At 70.7% G+C, this 18,562-nt stretch carries 17 protein-coding genes; 7 read left to right on the top strand and 10 right to left on the bottom strand.

All coding sequences use genetic code 11. From position 1 onward, the window contains the following. Window positions 1–7: 7 nt before the first annotated feature. Entirely contained in the window at window positions 8–538 is a 531-nt protein-coding gene (locus HC362_RS10325) for an NUDIX hydrolase (protein ID WP_243083648.1), read from the bottom strand. A gap of 85 nt (window positions 539–623) precedes the next feature. Next, window positions 624–1,976: a transcriptional regulator gene (locus HC362_RS10330; protein ID WP_243083650.1), complete on the bottom strand. Its 1,353-nt coding sequence runs from the start codon at window positions 1,974–1,976 to the stop codon at window positions 624–626. Between the two features lie 250 nt (window positions 1,977–2,226). Here HC362_RS10330 and HC362_RS10335 point away from each other — a divergent pair, with 250 nt between their 5' ends. The 5 genes from HC362_RS10335 (at window position 2,227) to HC362_RS10355 (ending at window position 7,475) form a co-directional block, all read left to right on the top strand. Continuing rightward, entirely contained in the window at window positions 2,227–3,927 is a 1,701-nt protein-coding gene (locus tag HC362_RS10335; RefSeq protein WP_243088943.1) for a hypothetical protein, read from the top strand. Window positions 3,928–4,015: 88 nt separating this feature from the next. After that, on the top strand, window positions 4,016–4,606 hold the full coding sequence (locus HC362_RS10340; protein ID WP_243088471.1) for a peptidoglycan recognition family protein: 591 nt from the start codon (window positions 4,016–4,018) through the stop codon (window positions 4,604–4,606). 42 nt (window positions 4,607–4,648) lie between these two features. Beyond that, entirely contained in the window at window positions 4,649–5,578 is a 930-nt protein-coding gene (locus HC362_RS10345; protein WP_243083652.1) for a pyridoxal-phosphate dependent enzyme, read from the top strand. Window positions 5,579–6,099: 521 nt separating this feature from the next. Further along, the gene (locus tag HC362_RS10350) at window positions 6,100–6,513 is read left to right on the top strand and encodes an anti-sigma regulatory factor (RefSeq protein ID WP_019354516.1); all 414 of its coding nucleotides are present in this window, start codon (window positions 6,100–6,102) and stop codon (window positions 6,511–6,513) included. Window positions 6,514–6,533: 20 nt separating this feature from the next. Beyond that, window positions 6,534–7,475, top strand: a complete 942-nt coding sequence (locus HC362_RS10355; protein WP_209265819.1) for an RNA polymerase sigma factor SigF — start codon at window positions 6,534–6,536, stop codon at window positions 7,473–7,475. A gap of 30 nt (window positions 7,476–7,505) precedes the next feature. On the opposite strand, the gene HC362_RS10360 is transcribed toward HC362_RS10355, so the two are convergent. Further along, on the bottom strand, window positions 7,506–7,910 hold the full coding sequence (locus HC362_RS10360) for a hypothetical protein (RefSeq protein WP_243088472.1): 405 nt from the start codon (window positions 7,908–7,910) through the stop codon (window positions 7,506–7,508). A 108-nt stretch (window positions 7,911–8,018) separates the two neighbouring features. On the opposite strand from HC362_RS10360, the gene HC362_RS10365 reads away from it, so the two are divergent. Beyond that, entirely contained in the window at window positions 8,019–8,987 is a 969-nt protein-coding gene (locus tag HC362_RS10365; protein WP_243083654.1) for a diacylglycerol kinase family protein, read from the top strand. 318 nt (window positions 8,988–9,305) lie between these two features. Further along, window positions 9,306–9,569, top strand: coding sequence for a WhiB family transcriptional regulator (locus tag HC362_RS10370; RefSeq protein ID WP_016469673.1), 264 nt, complete (start codon window positions 9,306–9,308; stop codon window positions 9,567–9,569). Window positions 9,570–9,744: 175 nt separating this feature from the next. On the opposite strand, the gene HC362_RS10375 is transcribed toward HC362_RS10370, so the two are convergent. The 7 genes from HC362_RS10375 to HC362_RS10405 all read right to left on the bottom strand — a co-directional run bounded on the left by HC362_RS10375 (window position 9,745) and on the right by HC362_RS10405 (window position 18,243). Continuing rightward, window positions 9,745–11,238: a PAS domain-containing sensor histidine kinase gene (locus HC362_RS10375; RefSeq protein ID WP_243088474.1), complete on the bottom strand. Its 1,494-nt coding sequence runs from the start codon at window positions 11,236–11,238 to the stop codon at window positions 9,745–9,747. Window positions 11,239–11,555: 317 nt separating this feature from the next. Further along, window positions 11,556–12,206, bottom strand: a complete 651-nt coding sequence (locus HC362_RS10380) for a class II aldolase/adducin family protein (protein ID WP_243083656.1) — start codon at window positions 12,204–12,206, stop codon at window positions 11,556–11,558. A gap of 13 nt (window positions 12,207–12,219) precedes the next feature. Then, window positions 12,220–13,287 carry an SIS domain-containing protein gene (locus HC362_RS10385; protein ID WP_243083657.1) on the bottom strand — a complete coding sequence of 356 codons (1,068 nt, stop codon included), beginning with the start codon at window positions 13,285–13,287 and terminating at the stop codon, window positions 12,220–12,222. Between the two features lie 135 nt (window positions 13,288–13,422). After that, a complete protein-coding gene (locus HC362_RS10390; protein WP_243083659.1) occupies window positions 13,423–14,958 on the bottom strand; it encodes a glycoside hydrolase family 3 N-terminal domain-containing protein in 1,536 nt (511 codons plus the stop codon). 79 nt (window positions 14,959–15,037) lie between these two features. Then, window positions 15,038–15,868, bottom strand: coding sequence for a carbohydrate ABC transporter permease (locus tag HC362_RS10395; protein WP_243083661.1), 831 nt, complete (start codon window positions 15,866–15,868; stop codon window positions 15,038–15,040). Continuing rightward, the gene (locus HC362_RS10400; RefSeq protein ID WP_243083663.1) at window positions 15,868–16,875 is read right to left on the bottom strand and encodes a sugar ABC transporter permease; all 1,008 of its coding nucleotides are present in this window, start codon (window positions 16,873–16,875) and stop codon (window positions 15,868–15,870) included. Before HC362_RS10400 ends, HC362_RS10395 begins: the two co-directional genes overlap by 1 nt. Before the next feature lie 135 nt (window positions 16,876–17,010). After that, window positions 17,011–18,243 (bottom strand): extracellular solute-binding protein, encoded by a 1,233-nt coding sequence (locus HC362_RS10405; protein ID WP_243083665.1) that lies wholly within the window; start codon window positions 18,241–18,243, stop codon window positions 17,011–17,013. Window positions 18,244–18,562: the final 319 nt, after the last annotated feature.

The following is an 18,562-nucleotide window of genomic DNA, read 5'->3' on the forward strand; positions in this document are numbered from 1 at the left end:
CCGCCGCCTAACCGAAGCGGACGCGGTGCAGCATCAGCAGCGCCGCCGCCATGTTCGCCGCGGGGACCTGTCCCGCGGCGATGAGGTCGGGCACCTCCTTGAGCGGTACCCACTCGCGTTTCTCGGACTCGAAGTCGTCCTCGGGCGGCCCCACGTACTCGGCGCTCGGTGACCAGTAGATGTGGTGCCGGGCGTCGGTCAGCCCGTTGGAGGGCTCGACCGTCATCAGGTGGCGGAGCGGGCCGGGCCGCCAGCCCGTCTCCTCCACCATCTCCCGCGCCGCCGCCGTGACGAGGTCCTCGCCCTCCTCGACGACACCGGCCGCCAGTTCCCACCCCCAGCTGTCCGTGATGAAGCGGTGCCGCCACAGCAGCAGCACCTCGTTGCGCTCGTTGACGGCGGTCGCCACGGCGACGGGCCGCAGCCGGATCAAGTAGTGATCGAGGTGCTGCCCGTTGGGCAGTTCCACGTCGGCGAGATTCACCCGAAGCCACTGGTTCTCGTACACAGTGTGTTCACCCAGGTTCTTCCATCGCACGTATGTGCCCCCTTCCCGACGGAGGTTGGGCACATCCCAGCATGTCGTGCGCTCCCACTGACAGAGGCACTCCGCGCGCCCCGGCTCAGAACGGCACGCTCAGCGATTCCTCGATGAGCTTCGCGGCCTCGACCGCTGAAGTCCCGGGGTGCTGTTCAAGGCGCTTTCTGACCCTGCGCATGCGCCCGCGCAGCCGCTGCGACTCGATGCCCTGCGCGGTGTCCACCATCTCCGCCGCGGTGACGGCGGCGCGCTCCGGCTCGCCCGCGTGCAGTGCCACGTCGGTGAGGGTGGCGAGTCGGTTGACGCGGCCGCGGACGTGCGCGGGCGCACGTGCCGCCTCCTGGGCGTACCGGGCAGCCGCCGACAGCTCTCCCAGGAGGATCAGCGCCTCGGCCAACCGCACCTCGACCAGGCCCGGTTGGACGTAGCTGGTCTCCTCGGGCTCCTCCTCGGCGCGGATGCGCTCGGAGTACGCCTCGGCCCGGCGCATGCAGTCGTGCGCGTGGCGCCGGTCGCCCAGCCGTGCGTACGCGCTGGCCTGCATCGCGTACACATCCGTGGCGAGCGCGGGGCTGAGATGCCCTCCCGTGGTGCGGAGCACGGCCTGTGCGCAGGCGAGCGCGTGCCGGGTGTCGCCGAGGAAGAGCGCCTGGTTGACGAGGAGGGCGACCACATAGCCGCCGAAGAGCAGGTCTCCGGACGCCTTGCCCAGTCGTAGCGCCTGGTGGAAGTAGCGCTGGGCCAGCCCCTGCGCGTCGGCGTCGTAGGCGCAGATGCCGCTGATGGCGGCCAGCGAGCCCGCGGCGCGGCACAGTTGGCGGCCCGTGGTGTCGTTGTAGCTGCCGCGCAGCAGGGGGGCGACCTCGCCGTTGAGGAAGCCGACGACGCGGGCCCGGGTGGCGACCCCGCCGGCGTTGCGGTACAGGTGCTCGTAGTGGCCGCGCGCCGCGTGCAGCACGCCCACATCGGCCGCGGTGACCTCGGGGCCGCCCGCGTGCGAGACGTCCCGGTCCTCGGGCGGGTTCTCCCATTCCCATACGGGTGCGACGGCTGCGGCGCCGGTCAGCAGGGAGGGGCCGGGCCAGTCGCTGTGCACCTGGTCGGAGCGCCACATCGAGGCGGCGCGCTCCACGAACCGGCCCAGTGCCGCCTCTTCGGTGCCGAGCGGGGCCGCCGAGGACCGGGCTGCCGTGACATCCATACCGATGTCACTGAGGGTGAGGGTCCTGCCGAGTTGGCGGCCGAGGATCTCGCAGATCAACTCGGGGACCCTGCCGCGCGGACGCTGCCCCTTGAGCCAGCGCGCCACGGCCGTGTGGTCGTAACGCAGGGTTATTCCTGCTTGGTTGCCTAATCGATTGATTCTCGCCGCAAGACCGGCACGGGACATCCCTGCCTGGTCAAGGAGCGCGTCCAGTTGGCTGTTGGGCTCCATGCCGCCCTCCGTCGGGTCCAACGTGTTGTTTCGCAGAGTAACGGACCTGCTTTCACACGGGGTGTGAAAGCACCACGCAGTCGTGCACCCGGCACATGCTCCCGAAGCCGCGAGCGATGCGCTTACCTGAAACCGTCCGCGTGCATGACAGCACATCCAGCACACGGAGAGCTACGGAAAGACATCACTCGATTCCGGAAATGAGGCAGAACGGTGAACGATCCCATCAGGTTCCACCCCGGGAACGACCATGAGTCCCGCTGACCCCGCCCGTGTCACGGCGCACCCGAGCTCCGGGTCCCGCAGCCGCACCCCCAACCGTGAACTGCGCGCGCTGCTGGAGGAGAGCGAGTGGACGCAGGCGGCGTTCGCGAGGGCGCTGGCTCGTCTGGGCGCCGAGGTCGGCATACACCTTCGGTACGACAGAACTTCAGTCGCGCACTGGCTGCGCGGCAGCCGTCCCGACCCCCGCGTCCGGTACCTCATGGCGGAGGCGCTCTCCCGTCGCCTCGGCCGCCGGATCACGGTGGCGGATCTGGGCATGAACGGTACGCGCGGCGGGCGCACCGGCGCGGCGGCCCGCCCGCGCGGCGGCTGGGGCTCCCCCAGAACCGAGTCCGAGCCGGAGGACGACGACGCCTCCGACAGCGACGCACACCGACGGCAACCGGGCGCGGGCCGCGCGCACTCGGCGGACAGCTCCGAGACCGGGCACGCCCGCGACCCCCTGCCGCACCGCGAGTTCGGCACCCCCTCCCACCCGGCCGACCAGCTCACCGCGCTCACCGCGCCGGTGGTCCCGCCGCCCCGCGCGGACGCCCCTCCCCCGGCCCCGTACACCCTGCGGCTGCTGGCCGAGACGGTCCGCCCCTCCGGGGGCGGGCAATCCGCCGAAGGTGAGCGCCCTCCCGGGGGCGGGCGTGTCCCCGGGGGCCGGCGCGCGGAGGGCGCCCCCACACCCGCCCCGCTCCCCGGCGCGCGCAACACCTGCACGGCACGCGGCTCGCGCCCGGTGAGCAGCCCGGGGCCCGGCGAGGTGGCCTCGGTCCATGAGCACGCGCGGTTCTTCGCGCTTCAGGCCGACCGGCACGGCGGCGGTCACATCCGTACGTCCCTCGCCGCCTACCTCTCCGGTCTCGTCCGCACCCTGCGGCGCGGTGAGGAGGGTGTGCACCACCGGGGGATGCAGGCGGGTGCCGCGCGGCTCAGCTATCTGCTGGCCCGGGTCTACGCCGACGAACACCGGCACGGACTCGCCCAGCGCGCCTTTCTGACGGCGGCCGAACTCGCCGAGGAGGCTGCCGATCCGGAGGGTGTGGCGCTGGCCCGTCGCGCGCTCAGCTCACAGGCACACCAACTGGGACATCCACGCGCCAGTCTGGCGCTCGCCGAGGCGGCCCTGGCGGCGGCACCGGCCGACACCGACCCCTCGGCCCGCGCGTTCCTGTACGCGGGGCTGGCCGTGGCCGACGCGGCGTGCGGCGCGCGGGACCGGGCGCTGGACGCGCTGGGCCGCGCCGAGCGCCAACTGGCGCGCGCTCCGGTGGATCTGACGACGGGTCCCGAGAGCCCGAGCGGCGAGCCGGTGGGCACGTACCAGGGCGCGGCCCTGCTGTACCAGTCCAGCCAGGTACGGGCCGCACTCGGGGACCGCGAGGGCGCCATCCGTGATCTGCGCGCCTCCCTCCACTCCCGCCCGGCGCAGGAGCGCCGCACCCGCGCCCTGTGCCAGGCCGAGCTCGCCGAACTGCTGCTCTCCCGCGGGCGACTGGAGGAGGCGTGCGCCACCTGGCGCGACTTCCTCGAGGTGTCGGCGCATGTGCGCTCGGGCCGGGTGGTCGCGGCCCGCTCCCGGATACCGGGGCTGCTGCGCCCGTACGCGCGCGAGAGCCGGGTGCGCTCCCTCCTCGTGGCGGCGAGCCCCCCGGCGGGTGGGCAGCCGGGCGGCTAGAAACAGCCCGGCAGCGGGTATGAGCCTGGGCACACTCCGGCAGCGGCGGCGCCACCGGAGACCGGACACCCGGCAGACGGGGGCGAGCATGGCCACACCCATCACCGCGACCGCTTTCCTCCAGGCCCTCAAGAAGGAGGGCGTGAAGGTCGAGGAGGTGCGCGACTGGCGCAACCACAACCGCAACCAGCAGGGGCCGTGGGGCCCGGTGCACGGCATCGTGATCCACCACACGGTCACCAGCGGCTCGGCCGAGACGGTCGACCTGATCTACGACGGCCGTCCCGAGCTGCCGGGCCCCCTCGCCCACGGCTGTGTCACCAAGGACGGCACCGTCCATCTGACCGGTCACGGCCGGGCCAACCACGCGGGCTCCGGCGATGACGACGTGCTGCGCGCCGTCATCGCCGAGCGCGACCTGCCCGGGCCGAACCAGCAGAACACCGACGGGAACCGGTACTTCTACGGCTTCGAGTGCGAGAACCTCGGAGACGGGAAGGACCCCTGGCCCGACGAGCAGCTGGACGCGATCGAACGGGCCGCGGCAGCGCTGTGCCGCCACCACGGCTGGGGCGCCCGCTCGGTCATCGGCCACCTGGAGTGGACGGACCAGAAGAACGACCCGCGCGGGTTCACCATGGACGCCATGCGGGAGCGGATCGCCGAGCGCCTCAGGTGAGACCCCGGGCGGCACCCGGCACTCCTGGACCACAATGGAACGGTGCCGCCTCAGTCCGACCCCCGGGACCCCCTCGCCCCGCTGAGCCCCCGGCTGCCCTCGCCGCTCCAGGAGGTCCACGACGAGCGGTTCGCCCGCCGGGGGCTGCGGCTCCTCCTCAAGCGCGACGACCTCATACATCCCGCACTCCCCGGTAACAAATGGCGGAAACTCGCCCCTAACCTGCGGTCGGTGGCCGAGACCAGTCACCGTCGACTGCTGACCTTCGGCGGGGCCTACTCCAACCATCTGCGCGCCACCGCCGCGGCCGGGCGGCTGCTCGGGCTGCGCACCGTCGGAGTGGTGCGCGGGGACGAGCTGGCGGACCGGCCGCTCAACCCCTCCCTGGCCCGCTGCACCCAGGACGGGATGCTGCTGCACTTCGTCTCGCGTGCCGACTACCGCCGCCGCGCCGATCCGGCCTTCCACGAGGAGCTGCGCGGCCGCTTCGGCGCGTGCGCCGTCGTGCCCGAGGGCGGCAGCAACGCCGCGGCCGTACGCGGGTGCGCCCTGCTGGGCGAGGAGCTGCGCGGGCGCACCGATGTGGCGGCCGTCGCCTGTGGCACCGGCGGCACCCTCGCCGGGATGGCGGCGGGTCTTTCCGCAGGTCAGCGCGGTTTGGGAGTGGCTGTGCTGAAGGGCGGGTTCCTCACCGGGGAGGTCGCGCGGCTGCAGCGGGAGACCTTCGGCGGGCCGCGGGGCGACTGGTGGCTGGAGGAACGTCTCCACGGTGGCGGCTACGCGAAGGTGAGCGCCGAGCTGTCCGACTTCGCGGCGGACTTCGCCGAGCGCCACGGGCTGCCCGCGCTGGATGAGATCTATGTCGCCAAGCTGCTGTTCGCCCTCACCCGGCTCGCGGCAGAGGGCGTCTTCCCCCGGGGCAGCACGGTGACGGCCGTTGTGACGGGGCGGCGCCAACCCGGAGACCCGTGACACAGAGTGAGAATATTCGTTACTCTCCGCGCTCATCAACTCACCGCTCCCCCCGCCCGTGTGACGCTCAGTAGTTACCTATCGCACCCCTCAGGCCACTCAGGCCCATCCCGGGGTCGCTCACAGGGGCTGGTTTCGGCCCTTGTCGGAGGGTGTGCCGTAAGGGGCTATGAACGCATCAGGTGACGGGTACTGACATGACAGGCCCTTCCAGCGACACCTTGGCGCCCGACCACCGGGCACGGAGGGTGGCCGCCGGAGTCCGGGGAACAACCCGGGCGAACGGCTCGCGCTGACCCCATAAGGCCAACGCAGCGTAATCGCGGAGGATTTGAGACCTCCAACCCCTAGCCACAGACAGTGCCCATATGTTTACTATGGGTGACGCTCGCGAATGAGGCGGCAGTGATCGATGCGTGCGGCATCGTGACACGGATCGCGGTAGCGTCACTGACGAAAACGAACCAACAGCCGCTTCGGCCCGCGAGGCCCAACCGGCTCGTGCCACCTTGGAGGTGAGGGTGTCCCAGATCGCAGGCGAGCCCGCGTCGCAGGACTTCGTCGAGGTCCGGCTGCCGGCGGCGGGTGCCTATCTGTCGGTGCTGCGGACGGCCACCGCCGGGCTCGCGGCCCGCTTGGACTTCACCCTCGACGAGATCGAGGATCTGCGGATCGCTGTGGACGAGGCGTGCGCGATCCTGCTCCAGCAGGCCGTCCCCGGCTCCGTACTCAGTTGTGTCTTCCAGCTCGTCGGCGACTCGCTGCACGTCACCGTCTCGGCGCCGACGACCGATGGCCGTGCTCCCGAGCGCGACACCTTCGCGTGGACGGTGCTCTCGGCCCTGGCCGGTGAGGTGGGTTCAGCAGTGTCGGATGACCGTACTGTCAGCATCAGCCTGCACAAGAAGCGCGGTGCGGGGCCCGGAGCATCGTGACCGAGCACGAGGCAAGTCAGATGTGGTCAGGCCGCCCGGGGGCGGTCGCCCGGGGCATTCCCGAACAACAGCCCCGGCCGCACCCGGCCGACCCCAGCATGCAGCGACCCAAGCAGGCAGAGCGGGCGGACGCTATGGACCAGCAGCAGCACGAGCGGCGGGAGCGGGCCGCGGGCCCCGGCGGCCCGGGCGAATCCCGCGGATTCGATCCGGCCGAGCGCGGCAGTGCGCGCGCGCTCTTCATCGAACTGCGCAAGCTGCCCGACGGTCCCGAGCGCGCGGAGCTGCGCAACCACCTGGTGCGTATGCATCTGCCGCTCGTCGAGCACCTGGCCCGCCGCTTCCGCAACCGCGGCGAGCCGCTGGACGACCTGACGCAGGTCGCGACGATCGGTCTCATCAAGTCGGTGGACCGCTTCGATCCCGAGCGCGGCGTCGAGTTCTCGACGTACGCGACACCCACGGTCGTCGGCGAGATCAAGCGCCACTTCCGCGACAAGGGCTGGGCCGTGCGCGTGCCCCGCCGCCTCCAGGAGCTGAGGCTCTCCCTCACCTCCGCGACCGCCGAGCTCTCCCAGCAGCACGGCCGCGCGCCGACCGTGCACGAGCTGGCCCAGCGGCTGTCGATCTCCGAGGAAGAGGTCCTGGAGGGCCTGGAATCGGCGAACGCCTACAGCACCCTGTCGCTGGACGTGCCCGACACCGACGACGAGTCCCCCGCCGTCGCCGACACCCTCGGCGCCGAGGACGACGCACTGGAGGGCGTCGAGTACCGGGAATCCCTCAAGCCCCTGCTGGAGGAGCTGCCGCCGCGGGAGAAGAAGATCCTGCTGCTGCGGTTCTTCGGCAACATGACCCAGTCGCAGATCGCCCAGGAAGTGGGCATCTCCCAGATGCACGTCTCCAGGCTGCTCGCCAGGACCCTGGCCCAGCTGCGGGACCGCCTGCTGGTCGAGGAGTGACCCGCCCCTGCCCCTCGGGGGCAGGGGCGCTCATCTCTGGCCGATCCCCAGGGCCTCGGCCGTCTTCGGGTTCACCAGGGCCGCCAGCACGGTGAGGGCGGCCAGCGCCAGCGCGACGGCGGCGGCCAGCAGCCCGCCCCCGTTCTGCGCCATCTGCCACGCCACGGGCAGCGCGATGAGCTGGACGATCATCGCGGGGCCCCGGCTCCAGCGGCGCCTCAGCCACAGCCCGCGCGCTGCGGCCAGCGGCAGCGCGGACAGCGCGAGTACGGTCACCGCGAGCGTGGCCGCCTGCGTCATGCCGTCGGGCCGCCCGGTGATCAGCATCACGAGGGAGACGATCCCGAACGCGGCGACGATCAGCCCTTCGACGCCGGTCAGCACGGCGGCGGCCACGATCCGGCGCGGCCCTGGCGCCCTCGTCTGCGTCTCCATCGCCTCTTTGGTCTCCGTCTCGGTCCCGCTCCGGCTCACCCTCGCAGCCTAGCTGTCCGGCCACCGGCTGGGCTGGGCCGTGTACCCCGCGGTAGGTACGCTCACTCCATGCGCGCACTACTCGTGGTCAACCCGGCAGCCACCACCACCAGCGCTCGGACCCGTGACGTGCTGGCGCACGCGCTCGCCAGCGATCTCAAGCTGGAGGTGGCCACCACCCAGTACCGGGGCCACGCCAGGGACCTCGCTCGCCAGGCCGCGCAGGGCGGCGCCGCCGAGCTGGTGATCGCGCTGGGCGGGGACGGCACGGTCAACGAGGTGGTCAACGGGCTGCTGCACGACGGGCCCGACCCCGAGCGGCTGCCGCGGCTGGCCGTGGTGCCGGGCGGCTCCACCAATGTGTTCGCACGCGCGCTGGGCATGCCCAACGACGTGGTGGAGGCGACAGGCCATCTGCTGGACGCGCTGGAGGCGCGCTCGGAGAGAACCATCGGGCTGGGCATCGCGGGCGGCGTGCCGGGCACCGACGACGCCGAGATCCCCGACCGCTGGTTCACCTTCACGGCAGGGCTGGGGTTCGACGCCGGGGTGATCGGGCGGGTCGAACAGCAGCGGGAGCGCGGCAAGCGGTCCACGCACCCGCTCTATGTGCGCCAGGTGGTGCGGCAGTTCCTCAACGAGCCGCACCGCCGCAAGGGGACGATCACGCTGGAGCGCGAGGACGCGGAGCCGGTCGACGAGCTGGCGCTGTCGATCGTGTGCAACACGGCTCCGTGGTCCTACCTGGGGAACAAGCCGCTCTACGCGGCGCCGGCCGCCTCCTTCGACACCGGCCTCGACGTGCTGGGACTGCGCAGACTGACGCCGGCGGCGGTGAGCCGTTACGGCACCCAGCTGCTGACCTCCAGCCCGGAGCGCGGGCCCCGCGGCAAGCATGCGGTCACCCTCCACGACCTCACCCGCTTCACCTTGCATTCGCAGGCGCCGCTGCCGTTTCAGATGGACGGTGACCACCTGGGACTGCGTACGAGCGTGAGCTTCACAGGCGTACGGCGTGCACTGCGTGTGATTGTGTAAGTGGAAGGGGCGAAAGTCCTTCCACTCGAACGTTTAGGCCAGGGTCCACCCCCTCGAATGACGGCTGTGAGCTAGTCGACACCAAGGATTCAAAAAAAAGTTTCCGGAAGGGGTTGTATCCGCCGCCGAGGTTTGCGAGTCTCTTCATGGCGATCGGGACGGCCCCGCCATCGGGCCCCCTTGAGAGCCGGAATCCCTTCCTTTGACTCCTGTGGGACCCGCATCACATTTGTGAGGCCCCACTTCCCCCGTCGAGGGATTCGTGAAAGCGTTCACATTCACAAGCAACGAAGCCACACACGAGGAGAGGTAGCAGCCATGGACTGGCGTCACCACGCCGTTTGCCGCGAGGAAGACCCCGAGCTGTTCTTCCCCATCGGCAACACCGGTCCTGCGCTGCTGCAGATCGAGGAAGCCAAGGCCGTCTGCCGCCGCTGCCCCGTCATGGAGCAGTGCCTGCAGTGGGCTCTGGAGTCGGGTCAGGACTCCGGTGTCTGGGGTGGTCTCAGCGAGGACGAGCGCCGCGCGATGAAGCGCCGTGCCGCCCGCAACCGGGCGCGGAACAACGCCGCGACCGCCTGACACCCAGCCCTGCACCAGCTGCACCCCCCGAGACGCAGCGCGCAGCGCCCTCGGAGCGCGTAACCGCAGAACATCGAGCGCCGAGCACCCGTCCTTCGCCCAAGGACCGGGTGCTCGGCGCTCTTTCGTCTGCCGGACCCGTACGGAACGACTCGTACCGCGTGGCGGGCCGGCGTCAGCGGTTGTCGGCGCGCGCCGGTTTCTCCGCCGCCACCGGCAGGTCGAAGAGCACCCGGGTGCCCTTCTCGGCGCCGGGGAGCATGTCGAAGGTGCCGCCCAACTCACCCTCCACCAGGGTGCGGACGATCTGGAGCCCCAGGTTGCCACCGCTCTTGGCGTCGAAGTCCTCCGGCAGGCCCCGGCCGTCGTCCTGCACCGTGACCAGCAGCCGCGCCTCGTCCTGCCCGGCTGCCACTCCGCGCACGGCGTGGACCTCGATGGACCCCTGCCGGCCGGGGCCGAACCCGTGCTCGATGGCGTTCTGCAGGACTTCGGTGAGCACCATGGACAGCGGGGTGGCGACCTCGGCGCCGAGGATGCCGAAGCGGCCCGTACGGCGTCCGGTGACGCGGCCGGGGGAGATCTCGGCCACCATCGCCAGCACCCGGTCGGCGATCTCGTCGAAGTCCACGCGCTCGTCCAGGTTCTGGGACAGCGTCTCGTGCACGATGGCGATGGAGCCGACCCGCCGCACCGCCTCCTCCAGCGCCTCCCTGCCCCGGTCGGAGTCCATCCTGCGGGCCTGGAGGCGCAGCAGCGCCGCCACCGTCTGGAGGTTGTTCTTCACCCGGTGGTGGATCTCCCGGATGGTGGCGTCCTTGGTGATCAGCTCGCGCTCGCGGCGGCGCACTTCTGTGATGTCGCGCAGCAGGATGAGCGAACCGATGCGGGTGCCCTTGGGTTTGAGCGGGATGGCGCGCAACTGCACGATGCAGTCGTTGGCCTCGACCTCCGCGCCGCGCGGCGCCCAGCCACTGGCGAGCTTGACCATCGCCTCGTGCACCGGGCCCCGGGACGGCGCCAGTTCGGCGGTGGCCTCGCCCAGGTGCAGGCCGACCAGATCGGTGGCCAGGCCCAGCCGGTGGTAGGCGGACAGCGCGTTGGGGCTGGCGTACTGCACATGCCCCTCGGCGTCCAGCCGGATCAGCCCGTCGCCGACCCGCGGCACGTGGTCCATGTCCACCTGGTGCCCGTGGAACGGGAAGCTGCCGGCCGCGATCATCTGGGCGAGGTCGGAGGCGCTCTGCAGATAGGTCAGCTCCAGCCTGCTGGGGGTGCGGACGGTCAGCAGGTTGGTGTTGCGAGCGATGACGCCCAGCACCCGGCCCTCGCGCCGGACGGGGATGGACTCGACCCGCACCGGCACCTCCTCGCGCCACTCCGGGTCGCCCTCCCGCACGATCCTGCCCTCGTCCAGCGCGGCGTCCAGCAGCGGGCGGCGGCCCCGGGGCACCAGGTGGCCGACCATGTCGTCCTGGTGCGAGGTGGGGCCGGTGTTCGGCCGCATCTGGGCGACCGAGACATACCGGGTGCCGTCCAGGGTGGGCACCCACAGCACGAGATCGGCGAAGGAGAGATCGGCCAGCAGCTGCCACTCGGAGACCAGCAGGTGCAGCCACTCCAGCTCCACGTCGGTCAGGGCGGTGTGCTGGCGTACGAGGTCGTTCATGGAGGGCACGGGGCCGAGGGTACGACAGGCCGGGGGCCGCGCGAACGCCGGTCGCGGCCTGGTGGAGAATCGAGGAGCAGAACCGCGCGATCCGTAGACAGACGGCCGTGGTCTAGTCCAGAATCCTCCCGGAAGAACTTCTGCCCTCCCCGCACAGGAGGGCAGATCGAGGCCCGCGACGCTCTCTGCCCTGACAGCGCCCGGGCCTTGTAGCTCCGGGCTGCGGTGCCGGGCGGGTTGAGGGTCCCGCTCCGGCGCCGCGGCCCGAAGTGTTTTCGGAGCCGTGGCGGGCCGGGGAGCCCGGCGGGCCCGGAGCCTCAGGCGTGCTGGATCGCCTCGTCCGCGTCCACCGGGAAGCGGGTCGTACGGTCCCCCAGCAGCAGGGCGCGGTAGGTGGCCGTGGCCGCCTCCTCCAGGTTCATCGCCCGCCGGAAGGCCATGCCGACGTCCTCCCCCAGCGCCGAGCAGCCGTGGTGGGCCAGCAGCACGCAGTTGTGCTCCTTGGCCTGCTCGGCTGCGGTGTCGGCCAGCTCGTCGGACCCGTTCGGGTAGAAGTCGGTACGGCCGACGGAGCGTACGTACACCGCGTGGTCGAGCGTCAGCAGCCTGATCTCGTGGCCCAGCGCGTCGACCAGCACCGCGTGCTGCGGGTGCATATGGACGATCGCGTTGGCGTCGCCGCGCACCCGGTAGGTGCGCTGGTGCAGCTTCCACTCGCTGGAGGGCTCGGGGTTGCCGCCGACGATCTCGCCCGCCAGGTTCATCACCGTGAAGTCCTCGGGCGCCAGCCGGTCCAGCCAGGTGCCCTTGCCCGTGACGACGAACTCCTCACGGCCTGGCAGCCGGGCCGACAGGTTGCCGCCGCTGGCCAGTACGAAGCCGCGCCGCACGGCGGTGGCGCCGACGTCGATCAGCTGCTCGACCAGCCCTTCGAGGGTGGTCGCCCGCGCCATGCTCACCTGTCCCATGGGACCGCCCCTCTCAGCGGGTCTCGGTGACCTTGGCCAGCGAGCGCGGCGCGTCCGGGTCCTGGCCGCGCGCCATGGTGACCTCGTACGCGAGCATCTGGAGCGGCAGGATCTGCACGATGGGCTGGAGCTCCTCCAGCAGGCCCTCGGTGGGCAGCGCGAACCCGGCGGAGGCCCGCTCCACCTCCGTCTGGCGGCCGATGACCACCAGGTCGGCCCCGCGGTCCCGGAGCCGCTCCAGGACCGGCTGCAGCGCCTCGCCGCCCTTGCCGTCCGCGACCACGGCGATCACCGGGGAGATGTTGTCCACCATGGCCAGCGGCCCGTGCAGCAGGTCGGCCCCGGAGTAGGAGAGCGCCGGGATGTAGCTGGTCTCCATCAGCTTCAGCGCGGCTTCCTTCGCCGTCGGGTAGCCGTAGCCGCGGGAGGTGAGCACCATCCGCTCGGCGAACCGGTAGCGCGCCGCGAGCGCCTTGACCTCGTCCTTGCGGGCCAGCACGGCCTCGGCCAGCTCGGGCAGCTCCTTGGCGGCCTCGACGCCGTTGCCGTTGCCGCCGCGCAGGCCGTCCACGAACAGGTGGAGCGCCAGCAGTTCGGCGGTGTAGGTCTTGGTGGCGGGCAGCGCCTTCTCCGGGCCGGCCAGTACGTCGATGTGGAACTCGCTGACCTGCGCGAGCGGCGAGTCGGCGTTGTTGGTGACCGCCAGCGTGATCGCACCCGCCTCGCGGGCCGCCTCGGTGGAGGCCACCAGGTCGGGGCTGCCGCCGGACTGGCTGATGGTGATGACCAGGCAGTCGGTCAGGTCCGGCTGCGCGCCGTAGGCGGTGGTCGTCGACATGGAGGTCAGCCCGCACGGCTTGCCCAGCTGGATCTCCAGCAGGTACTTCGCGTACAGCGCCGCGTTGTCGGAGGTGCCGCGCGCCGTCAGCAGGACGAAGCGGGGGTTCTTCGCGGCGATCCGCTCGGCGACCTCGCGGATGGCCGGGGCGCCCTCGTCCAGGATGCGGCGCAGCACGGCGGGCTGCTCGGCCATCTCGCCGGACATGATGGTGCCCGGTGCGGACGGGGCGTTCGAGGACATGCGGGTCCCTCCGGGGGTGGGTGCGTGTGTGGGTCGCGGTTCGATCCTACGGCCTGGTGGATACGGCCGGATTTGCCCCCGCCCACCCCTTGGTGGCGACTCGTGGCGGGACAGGAGAGGGGTGGGCGGGGAGTCTCACCCCCGGGCGATGACTTCGGCCGCCGCGCGCCCGCAGACCCTGGCCGCGCCGTGGGTCGCGATGTGCAGCGCACCCTGCGGTGCGGCCTGGGGAAGACCCATCTCGACCACCACCGTGTCCTGGCGCGCGGCCACCAGCCGCGCCACCGCTTCGGCCATCCACGGGTGCCGGTGCAGATCGCGGACGACCACGACCACGGGCCGCTCCCCCGCGTCCGCGAGCACCGCGGCGCCCACGTCACCGTCGGCGCTGCCGTAGGTGCCCGTCCGGGTGCCCGGAACCATCCGTTCCAGCTCGGCGGCGGGCCCCCATGGCGTCTCGTCCCCGACCGCGATGTTGGCGACCGTGGTGAGCGCCGCGACATACAGCGGTCCGGAGGGGCGCCGGTAGCTCTCCAGCCCGGTCACGACCAGCGCGCGCCGCGCCGCCTCCAGTCCGATGCCGCCGGCGGGCGTTGAGGCGCGAAGGGCGGGGTCGGCCAGACCCCCCGTGTCCGACCGCCGCACCCCCCGCGCCCACGCGGCGAGGCCGCGTACCCGTGCTGCGGCGTCAGCGAGCCGTTCCTCCGTCAGCTCGCCGTCGCGTACGGCGCTCACCAGCGCGTCGCGGAGCCGCAGCACGGTGTCCTCACCGGCCAGCCCGCCACCCACGCAGATCGCGTCGGCCCCGGCGGCGAGCGCGAGCACGCTGCCGCGTTCGAGGCCGTAGGTGGCGGAGATGGCCCGCATCTCCATGCCGTCGGTGACGATGAGCCCCTGATGGCCGAGTCCGCCCTCGCCGCGCGGCGCCCGCAGCAGGCCGGTCAGCGCGGCGGGGCTGAGGGTCCCGGGGCGGGCCTCGTCGAGGGCCGGCAGCAGGATGTGGGCGCTCATCACGCACTTGCTGCCCGCCTCGATCGCCGCCGCGAAGGGCACCAGCTCGCGGGCTCTGAGGGTCTCCAGGTCGGCGTCGATCCGGGGCATGGCGTGGTGCGAGTCGACGGCGGTGTCGCCGTGCCCGGGGAAGTGCTTGACGCAGGCCGCGACGCCGGCCGCCTGGAGCCCCTCGACGTAGGCGACGGTGTGCCGGGCGACGAGCGCGGGGTCGCCGCCGAAGGACCGTACGCCGATGACGGGGTTGTCCGGGTTGGAGTTGACGTCGGCCGACGGTGCCCAGTTGAGGTTGACCCCGGCGGCGGCCAGCCTGCTGCCCAGCTCGTGGGCGACGGCACGGGTGAGGTCGGGGTCGTCGATATGGCCGAGGGCGAGGTTGCCCGGGTAGGAGGAGCCGCCCCTGGCCTCCAGCCGGGTCACATCGCCGCCCTCCTCGTCGATGGCGACCAGCAGCTCCGGGCGTACGTCGCGCAGCTGCTCGGTGAGCAGGGCGAGTTGTTCGGGTGAGTCGATGTTGCGTCCGAACAGGCCGACCGAGGCGAGCCCTTCGTCCAGCTGCCGCAGCAGCCAGCTGGGTGCCGAGGTCCCGGCGAAGCCGGGCTGGAGGACGGCGAGGGCGTCGCGGGTGAGGGTGTCGGACGCTCGTACTGAAGTGGTCATGCGGCGCGGTGTCCCTTCACTTCACTGGTGTGCCCTGGGGTTGCGGCAACGGTGTCGCGCGGCGTGCCGTCACCGCCGGTCATCCCTTCACCGCGCCGGAGGTGAGGCCGGCCACTGCCTTGCGCTGGAGGTAGAGGAAGAGCAGCAGGATCGGGACGGCGAAGAGTGACGCTGCCGCCATCGTGGCACCCCAGTCGTCGCCGAAGGCGGTCTGGAACTTCGACAGCCACAGCGGCAGCGTCTGTGCCTGGTCGTCCTTGTTGAGGATGAGGACCAGGGGGAACTCGTTCCACGCCGTGATGAAACCGAACAGCGAGGTGGCCATCAGCCCTGGTGCCAGCAGCGGGAAGATGACCCGGCGGAAGGCCTGGAGCCGGGTGCAGCCGTCCACCATGGCCGACTCCTCCAGGTCCTTGGGCACGGCGGCGACATAGCCGCGCAGGGTGATGATGGTCAGCGGCAGCACCATGACGGTGTAGAAGAGCGTCAGCGGCACCAGGCTGTTGAGCATGTCGGCGTCGCGGACGATCATGTAGATCGCGATGACCATCACCTCCCAGGGCGCCATCTGGGCGACCATGAAGGTCAGGACGATGCCCTTGCGCCCCCTGAACCGCATCCGGGCCAGCGCGAAGGCGGCGAAGAGCGCGACGACCAGCGAGAAGCCGACGGCGAGCACCGTGACGGTGACGGAGTTGCGTACCAGCGTCCAGAAGTTCTCGGCCTCGACGGCTGTTTCGAAGTGGTCGAGAGTCGGCGAGGTGGGGAACCAGACTGGCGTCTCGCTGATGATCTGCCCGTTGGGCTTGAACGCCGTGTTGAACATCCAGTAGACGGGGAAGGCGAACCCCACGAACAGCACCAGCGCGGTGGCGTTCGGCCATATCCGGCCCAGCAGTGACCGTCGCATCAGGCCTTCTCCCCGTCGTTCCCGGTCTCGTCGGTGTCTTCCTGCCGCAGCACGAGGCGCAGGTAGTACGCCATCAGGGCCAGCAGGATGAGGATGGTGAGGACGGAGATCGCCGCGCCCGTGCCGTAGTGCTGGCCGCCGACGCCTTCCACGAACGCGTAGACGGGCAGTGTCTCGGTCAGCCTTTCCGGGCCGCCCTCGTTGATCGCGAAGACGTGCGGGAACGCCTTGAAGATCCAGATGATTTCGAGGAACGTCGCCACCAGCAAGAAGGGCTTGAGAAACGGGAAGGTGACGCTCTTGAAGCTCTGCCACGCCCCCGCGCCGTCCAGCGCCGCGGCCTCGTACAGCTCCTTGGCGATGGTCGTCGTCGCCGCGTAGAGGTTGATCGCCACGAAGGGGACCGAGGTCCACACGAGCAGCAGCGAGATGACGAAGAACGTGGACAGCTGGGTCCCCGTCCAGTTGTAGTCCGCCATCGACTCGAAGCCGAGCTCGGCCAGCACCCAGTTGACGACGCCGAACCGCTGCGCGAACAGCCACTGGTAGACAGTGGTGGCGGCGATGATCGGCATCGCCCAGGCGAGCACCAGCCCGACCGACAGCAGCAGCCGCATCTTGGGCCCGAGGCGGGCCAGCAGCAGTCCGACGAGGGTGCCGACGACAATGATCACGACGACGTTGACCGCCGTGAAGATCACCGACCGCAGCGTGACCCGCCAGAACGTCTCGTTGCTGAGCGTGTCGGTGTAGTTGGCGAATCCGTTCCACTCGGTGACGTGCTGGATCAGCTGGGTCATGTTGAGGTTCTGGAACGACAACATGCCGTTGGTGACCAGCGGATACCCGAGGAAGACGGCAGTCAGCGCGAGGGCGGGCAGCAGCAGGAGGTACGGCAGCGTGGCCTTACCGGCACGGCGCCCCTCCCCCGGCCGCGGCCCCGGGGTCCCCGGCGCCGCTGCGGGCCTTCTCTCCCGAGGCGGTGCCTCGCGGGTCTGCACAGACATCAATGCTCCAAGGTCGTGGGCGCTCGGCCCGCCCGGCGGGCGTGGGGGCACCCCCGGACGGAGTCCGGTGGAGGGCGGGTACAGCCGCAGCCGCGCCCGCCCGATCACCGGACCCCGCACCAGCGGACGGCGCTCTCACTGCTTCTGAGAGAGCCTCTTGTTCATCTCGTCCTCGACAGCCTTGGCCGCGGTGTCGTGCGATTTCCCGTTCAGCACCGACGTCATATAGGTCTTGATCGGGTTGGGCGGGTTCTCCACCGCGCCCCACTCGGGGATCAGGGGTGTCAGTCCCCCGTTCTCGACGGCCGGCGCGGCGGCCTCCGCCGCGGGGTTGCCCTTGAGATTGCTCTGCAGCGCGGTCTTGTTGGGGATGACCCCGCTCTCCTTCGCCATGGCGCCCTCGAACTTGTCGGACAGCGCGATCTTCAGGAATTCCTTGGCGAGTTCCTGCTTTTCGCTGCCCGCGGCGACCGCGAGGTTGGAGCCGCCGAGGAAGACGCCCTCGGGCTTGCCCGCGGTCTCACCCGGAATGGTGAAGTAGCCGATGTCCTTCTCGAGCTTCTTGTTGGCCTCGATCGCGGTGGCCGCCTCCCAGCTGAGCCCGATGAAGGCGCCGGTCCTGCCCTTGGCGAAGACCTCGGCCTGCTGCGGGGTGGCCTCGTCCTTGTCCTTGGGGGCCTTGGAGTAGGAGGCGTACTTCTTGTAGATCTCCATGGCCTTGCCGACCTTGGGATCGGCGAGGTTGGAGACCCACTTGCCGCCCTTCTTCTTCACCAGGTCGGCGTTCTGACCGATGATCAGACCGTCCAGGAAGTACCAGTTCTGGCCCGGCATGTAGAGCGGCTCGGCGTCGGTCTTCTTCTCGATCTTCTCCAGCGCGTCGAAGAATTCCTGGCGCGTCTTGGGCGTGCCCTTGATACCCGCCTCGGCCCAGATCTTCTTGTTGTAGATCACCGTGCGGTTGACGGCGAACCAGGGGGCCGCGTACTGCTTTCCGTCGTAGACCGCGGACTTGTTGAGGGAGGGCGTCCAGTCCTTGCCGACCCCCTTCTTCAGGTCACTGAGGTCGGCCAGTCCGCCGGTGGCGGCGTATGCGGGGGTCTGGGTGTTGCCGACCTCGATCACGTCCGGCGGGTCGGACTCGGAGAGCGCGGTGGTGATCTTCTGCTGGATGCCGTTCCACTGCTGGACTTCCAGCTTGAGCTTGGCCCCGGTCTTCTTCTCGAAGGCGGCCTTGACGTCCTTGGTCCACTGCTTGGGCGTGGAGCCGTCCATCGCCCAGAGGGTGAGGGTCTGGCCCTTGAAGCTGTCGGGCCCGTCCTTCTTGTCGTCGTCGGACCCGCAGGCCGCGACGTTCACCACCAGCATGGCGACACCGGCCGCGGCTATGAGCCCCTTTTGACGACTTTGTCGGCGTTGTCTGCGTACCACAGCATTCTCCCCTGCACACTGGAACGCTCCGCACAGCAAACCCGGAGTAGGTTCCCCCGTAGTTTCCCGGAGTTGGTTTAGACCAATGAGATCCATGCAGAGCTTGGCCTAGACCTTTAGGGGTGTCAACGGTGTATAAAGCTCGCTGTCGGTTCCGTTATCGGAACGACATCTGAGCTGGGGCGCCCGCCCACACCGGGGCCGTGCCACGATGTGAGCCGCTACGTACACGGAGGAAGCCGGTGACGGCAGCACG

Source organism: Streptomyces sp. 891-h (assembly GCF_022760275.1).
In the GTDB taxonomy this organism is placed as follows: domain Bacteria; phylum Actinomycetota; class Actinomycetes; order Streptomycetales; family Streptomycetaceae; genus Streptomyces; species Streptomyces spirodelae.

What these genes read in the sequence shown, in the direction of transcription:
- HC362_RS10330 (WP_243083650.1), bottom strand. Translation starts at nt 1,976, where the DNA reads ATGGAGCCCAACAGCCAACTGGACGCGCTCCTTGACCAGGCAGGGATG.
- HC362_RS10335 (WP_243088943.1), top strand. Translation starts at nt 2,227, where the DNA reads ATGAGTCCCGCTGACCCCGCCCGTGTCACGGCGCACCCGAGCTCCGGG.
- HC362_RS10340 (WP_243088471.1), top strand. Translation starts at nt 4,016, where the DNA reads ATGGCCACACCCATCACCGCGACCGCTTTCCTCCAGGCCCTCAAGAAG.
- HC362_RS10355 (WP_209265819.1), top strand. Translation starts at nt 6,534, where the DNA reads ATGTGGTCAGGCCGCCCGGGGGCGGTCGCCCGGGGCATTCCCGAACAA.
- HC362_RS10360 (WP_243088472.1), bottom strand. Translation starts at nt 7,910, where the DNA reads ATGGAGACGCAGACGAGGGCGCCAGGGCCGCGCCGGATCGTGGCCGCC.
- HC362_RS10365 (WP_243083654.1), top strand. Translation starts at nt 8,019, where the DNA reads ATGCGCGCACTACTCGTGGTCAACCCGGCAGCCACCACCACCAGCGCT.
- HC362_RS10370 (WP_016469673.1), top strand. Translation starts at nt 9,306, where the DNA reads ATGGACTGGCGTCACCACGCCGTTTGCCGCGAGGAAGACCCCGAGCTG.
- HC362_RS10375 (WP_243088474.1), bottom strand. Translation starts at nt 11,238, where the DNA reads ATGAACGACCTCGTACGCCAGCACACCGCCCTGACCGACGTGGAGCTG.
- HC362_RS10380 (WP_243083656.1), bottom strand. Translation starts at nt 12,206, where the DNA reads ATGGGACAGGTGAGCATGGCGCGGGCGACCACCCTCGAAGGGCTGGTC.
- HC362_RS10385 (WP_243083657.1), bottom strand. Translation starts at nt 13,287, where the DNA reads ATGTCCTCGAACGCCCCGTCCGCACCGGGCACCATCATGTCCGGCGAG.
- HC362_RS10390 (WP_243083659.1), bottom strand. Translation starts at nt 14,958, where the DNA reads ATGACCACTTCAGTACGAGCGTCCGACACCCTCACCCGCGACGCCCTC.
- HC362_RS10395 (WP_243083661.1), bottom strand. Translation starts at nt 15,868, where the DNA reads ATGCGACGGTCACTGCTGGGCCGGATATGGCCGAACGCCACCGCGCTG.
- HC362_RS10400 (WP_243083663.1), bottom strand. Translation starts at nt 16,875, where the DNA reads ATGTCTGTGCAGACCCGCGAGGCACCGCCTCGGGAGAGAAGGCCCGCA.
- HC362_RS10405 (WP_243083665.1), bottom strand. Translation starts at nt 18,243, where the DNA reads ATGCTGGTGGTGAACGTCGCGGCCTGCGGGTCCGACGACGACAAGAAG.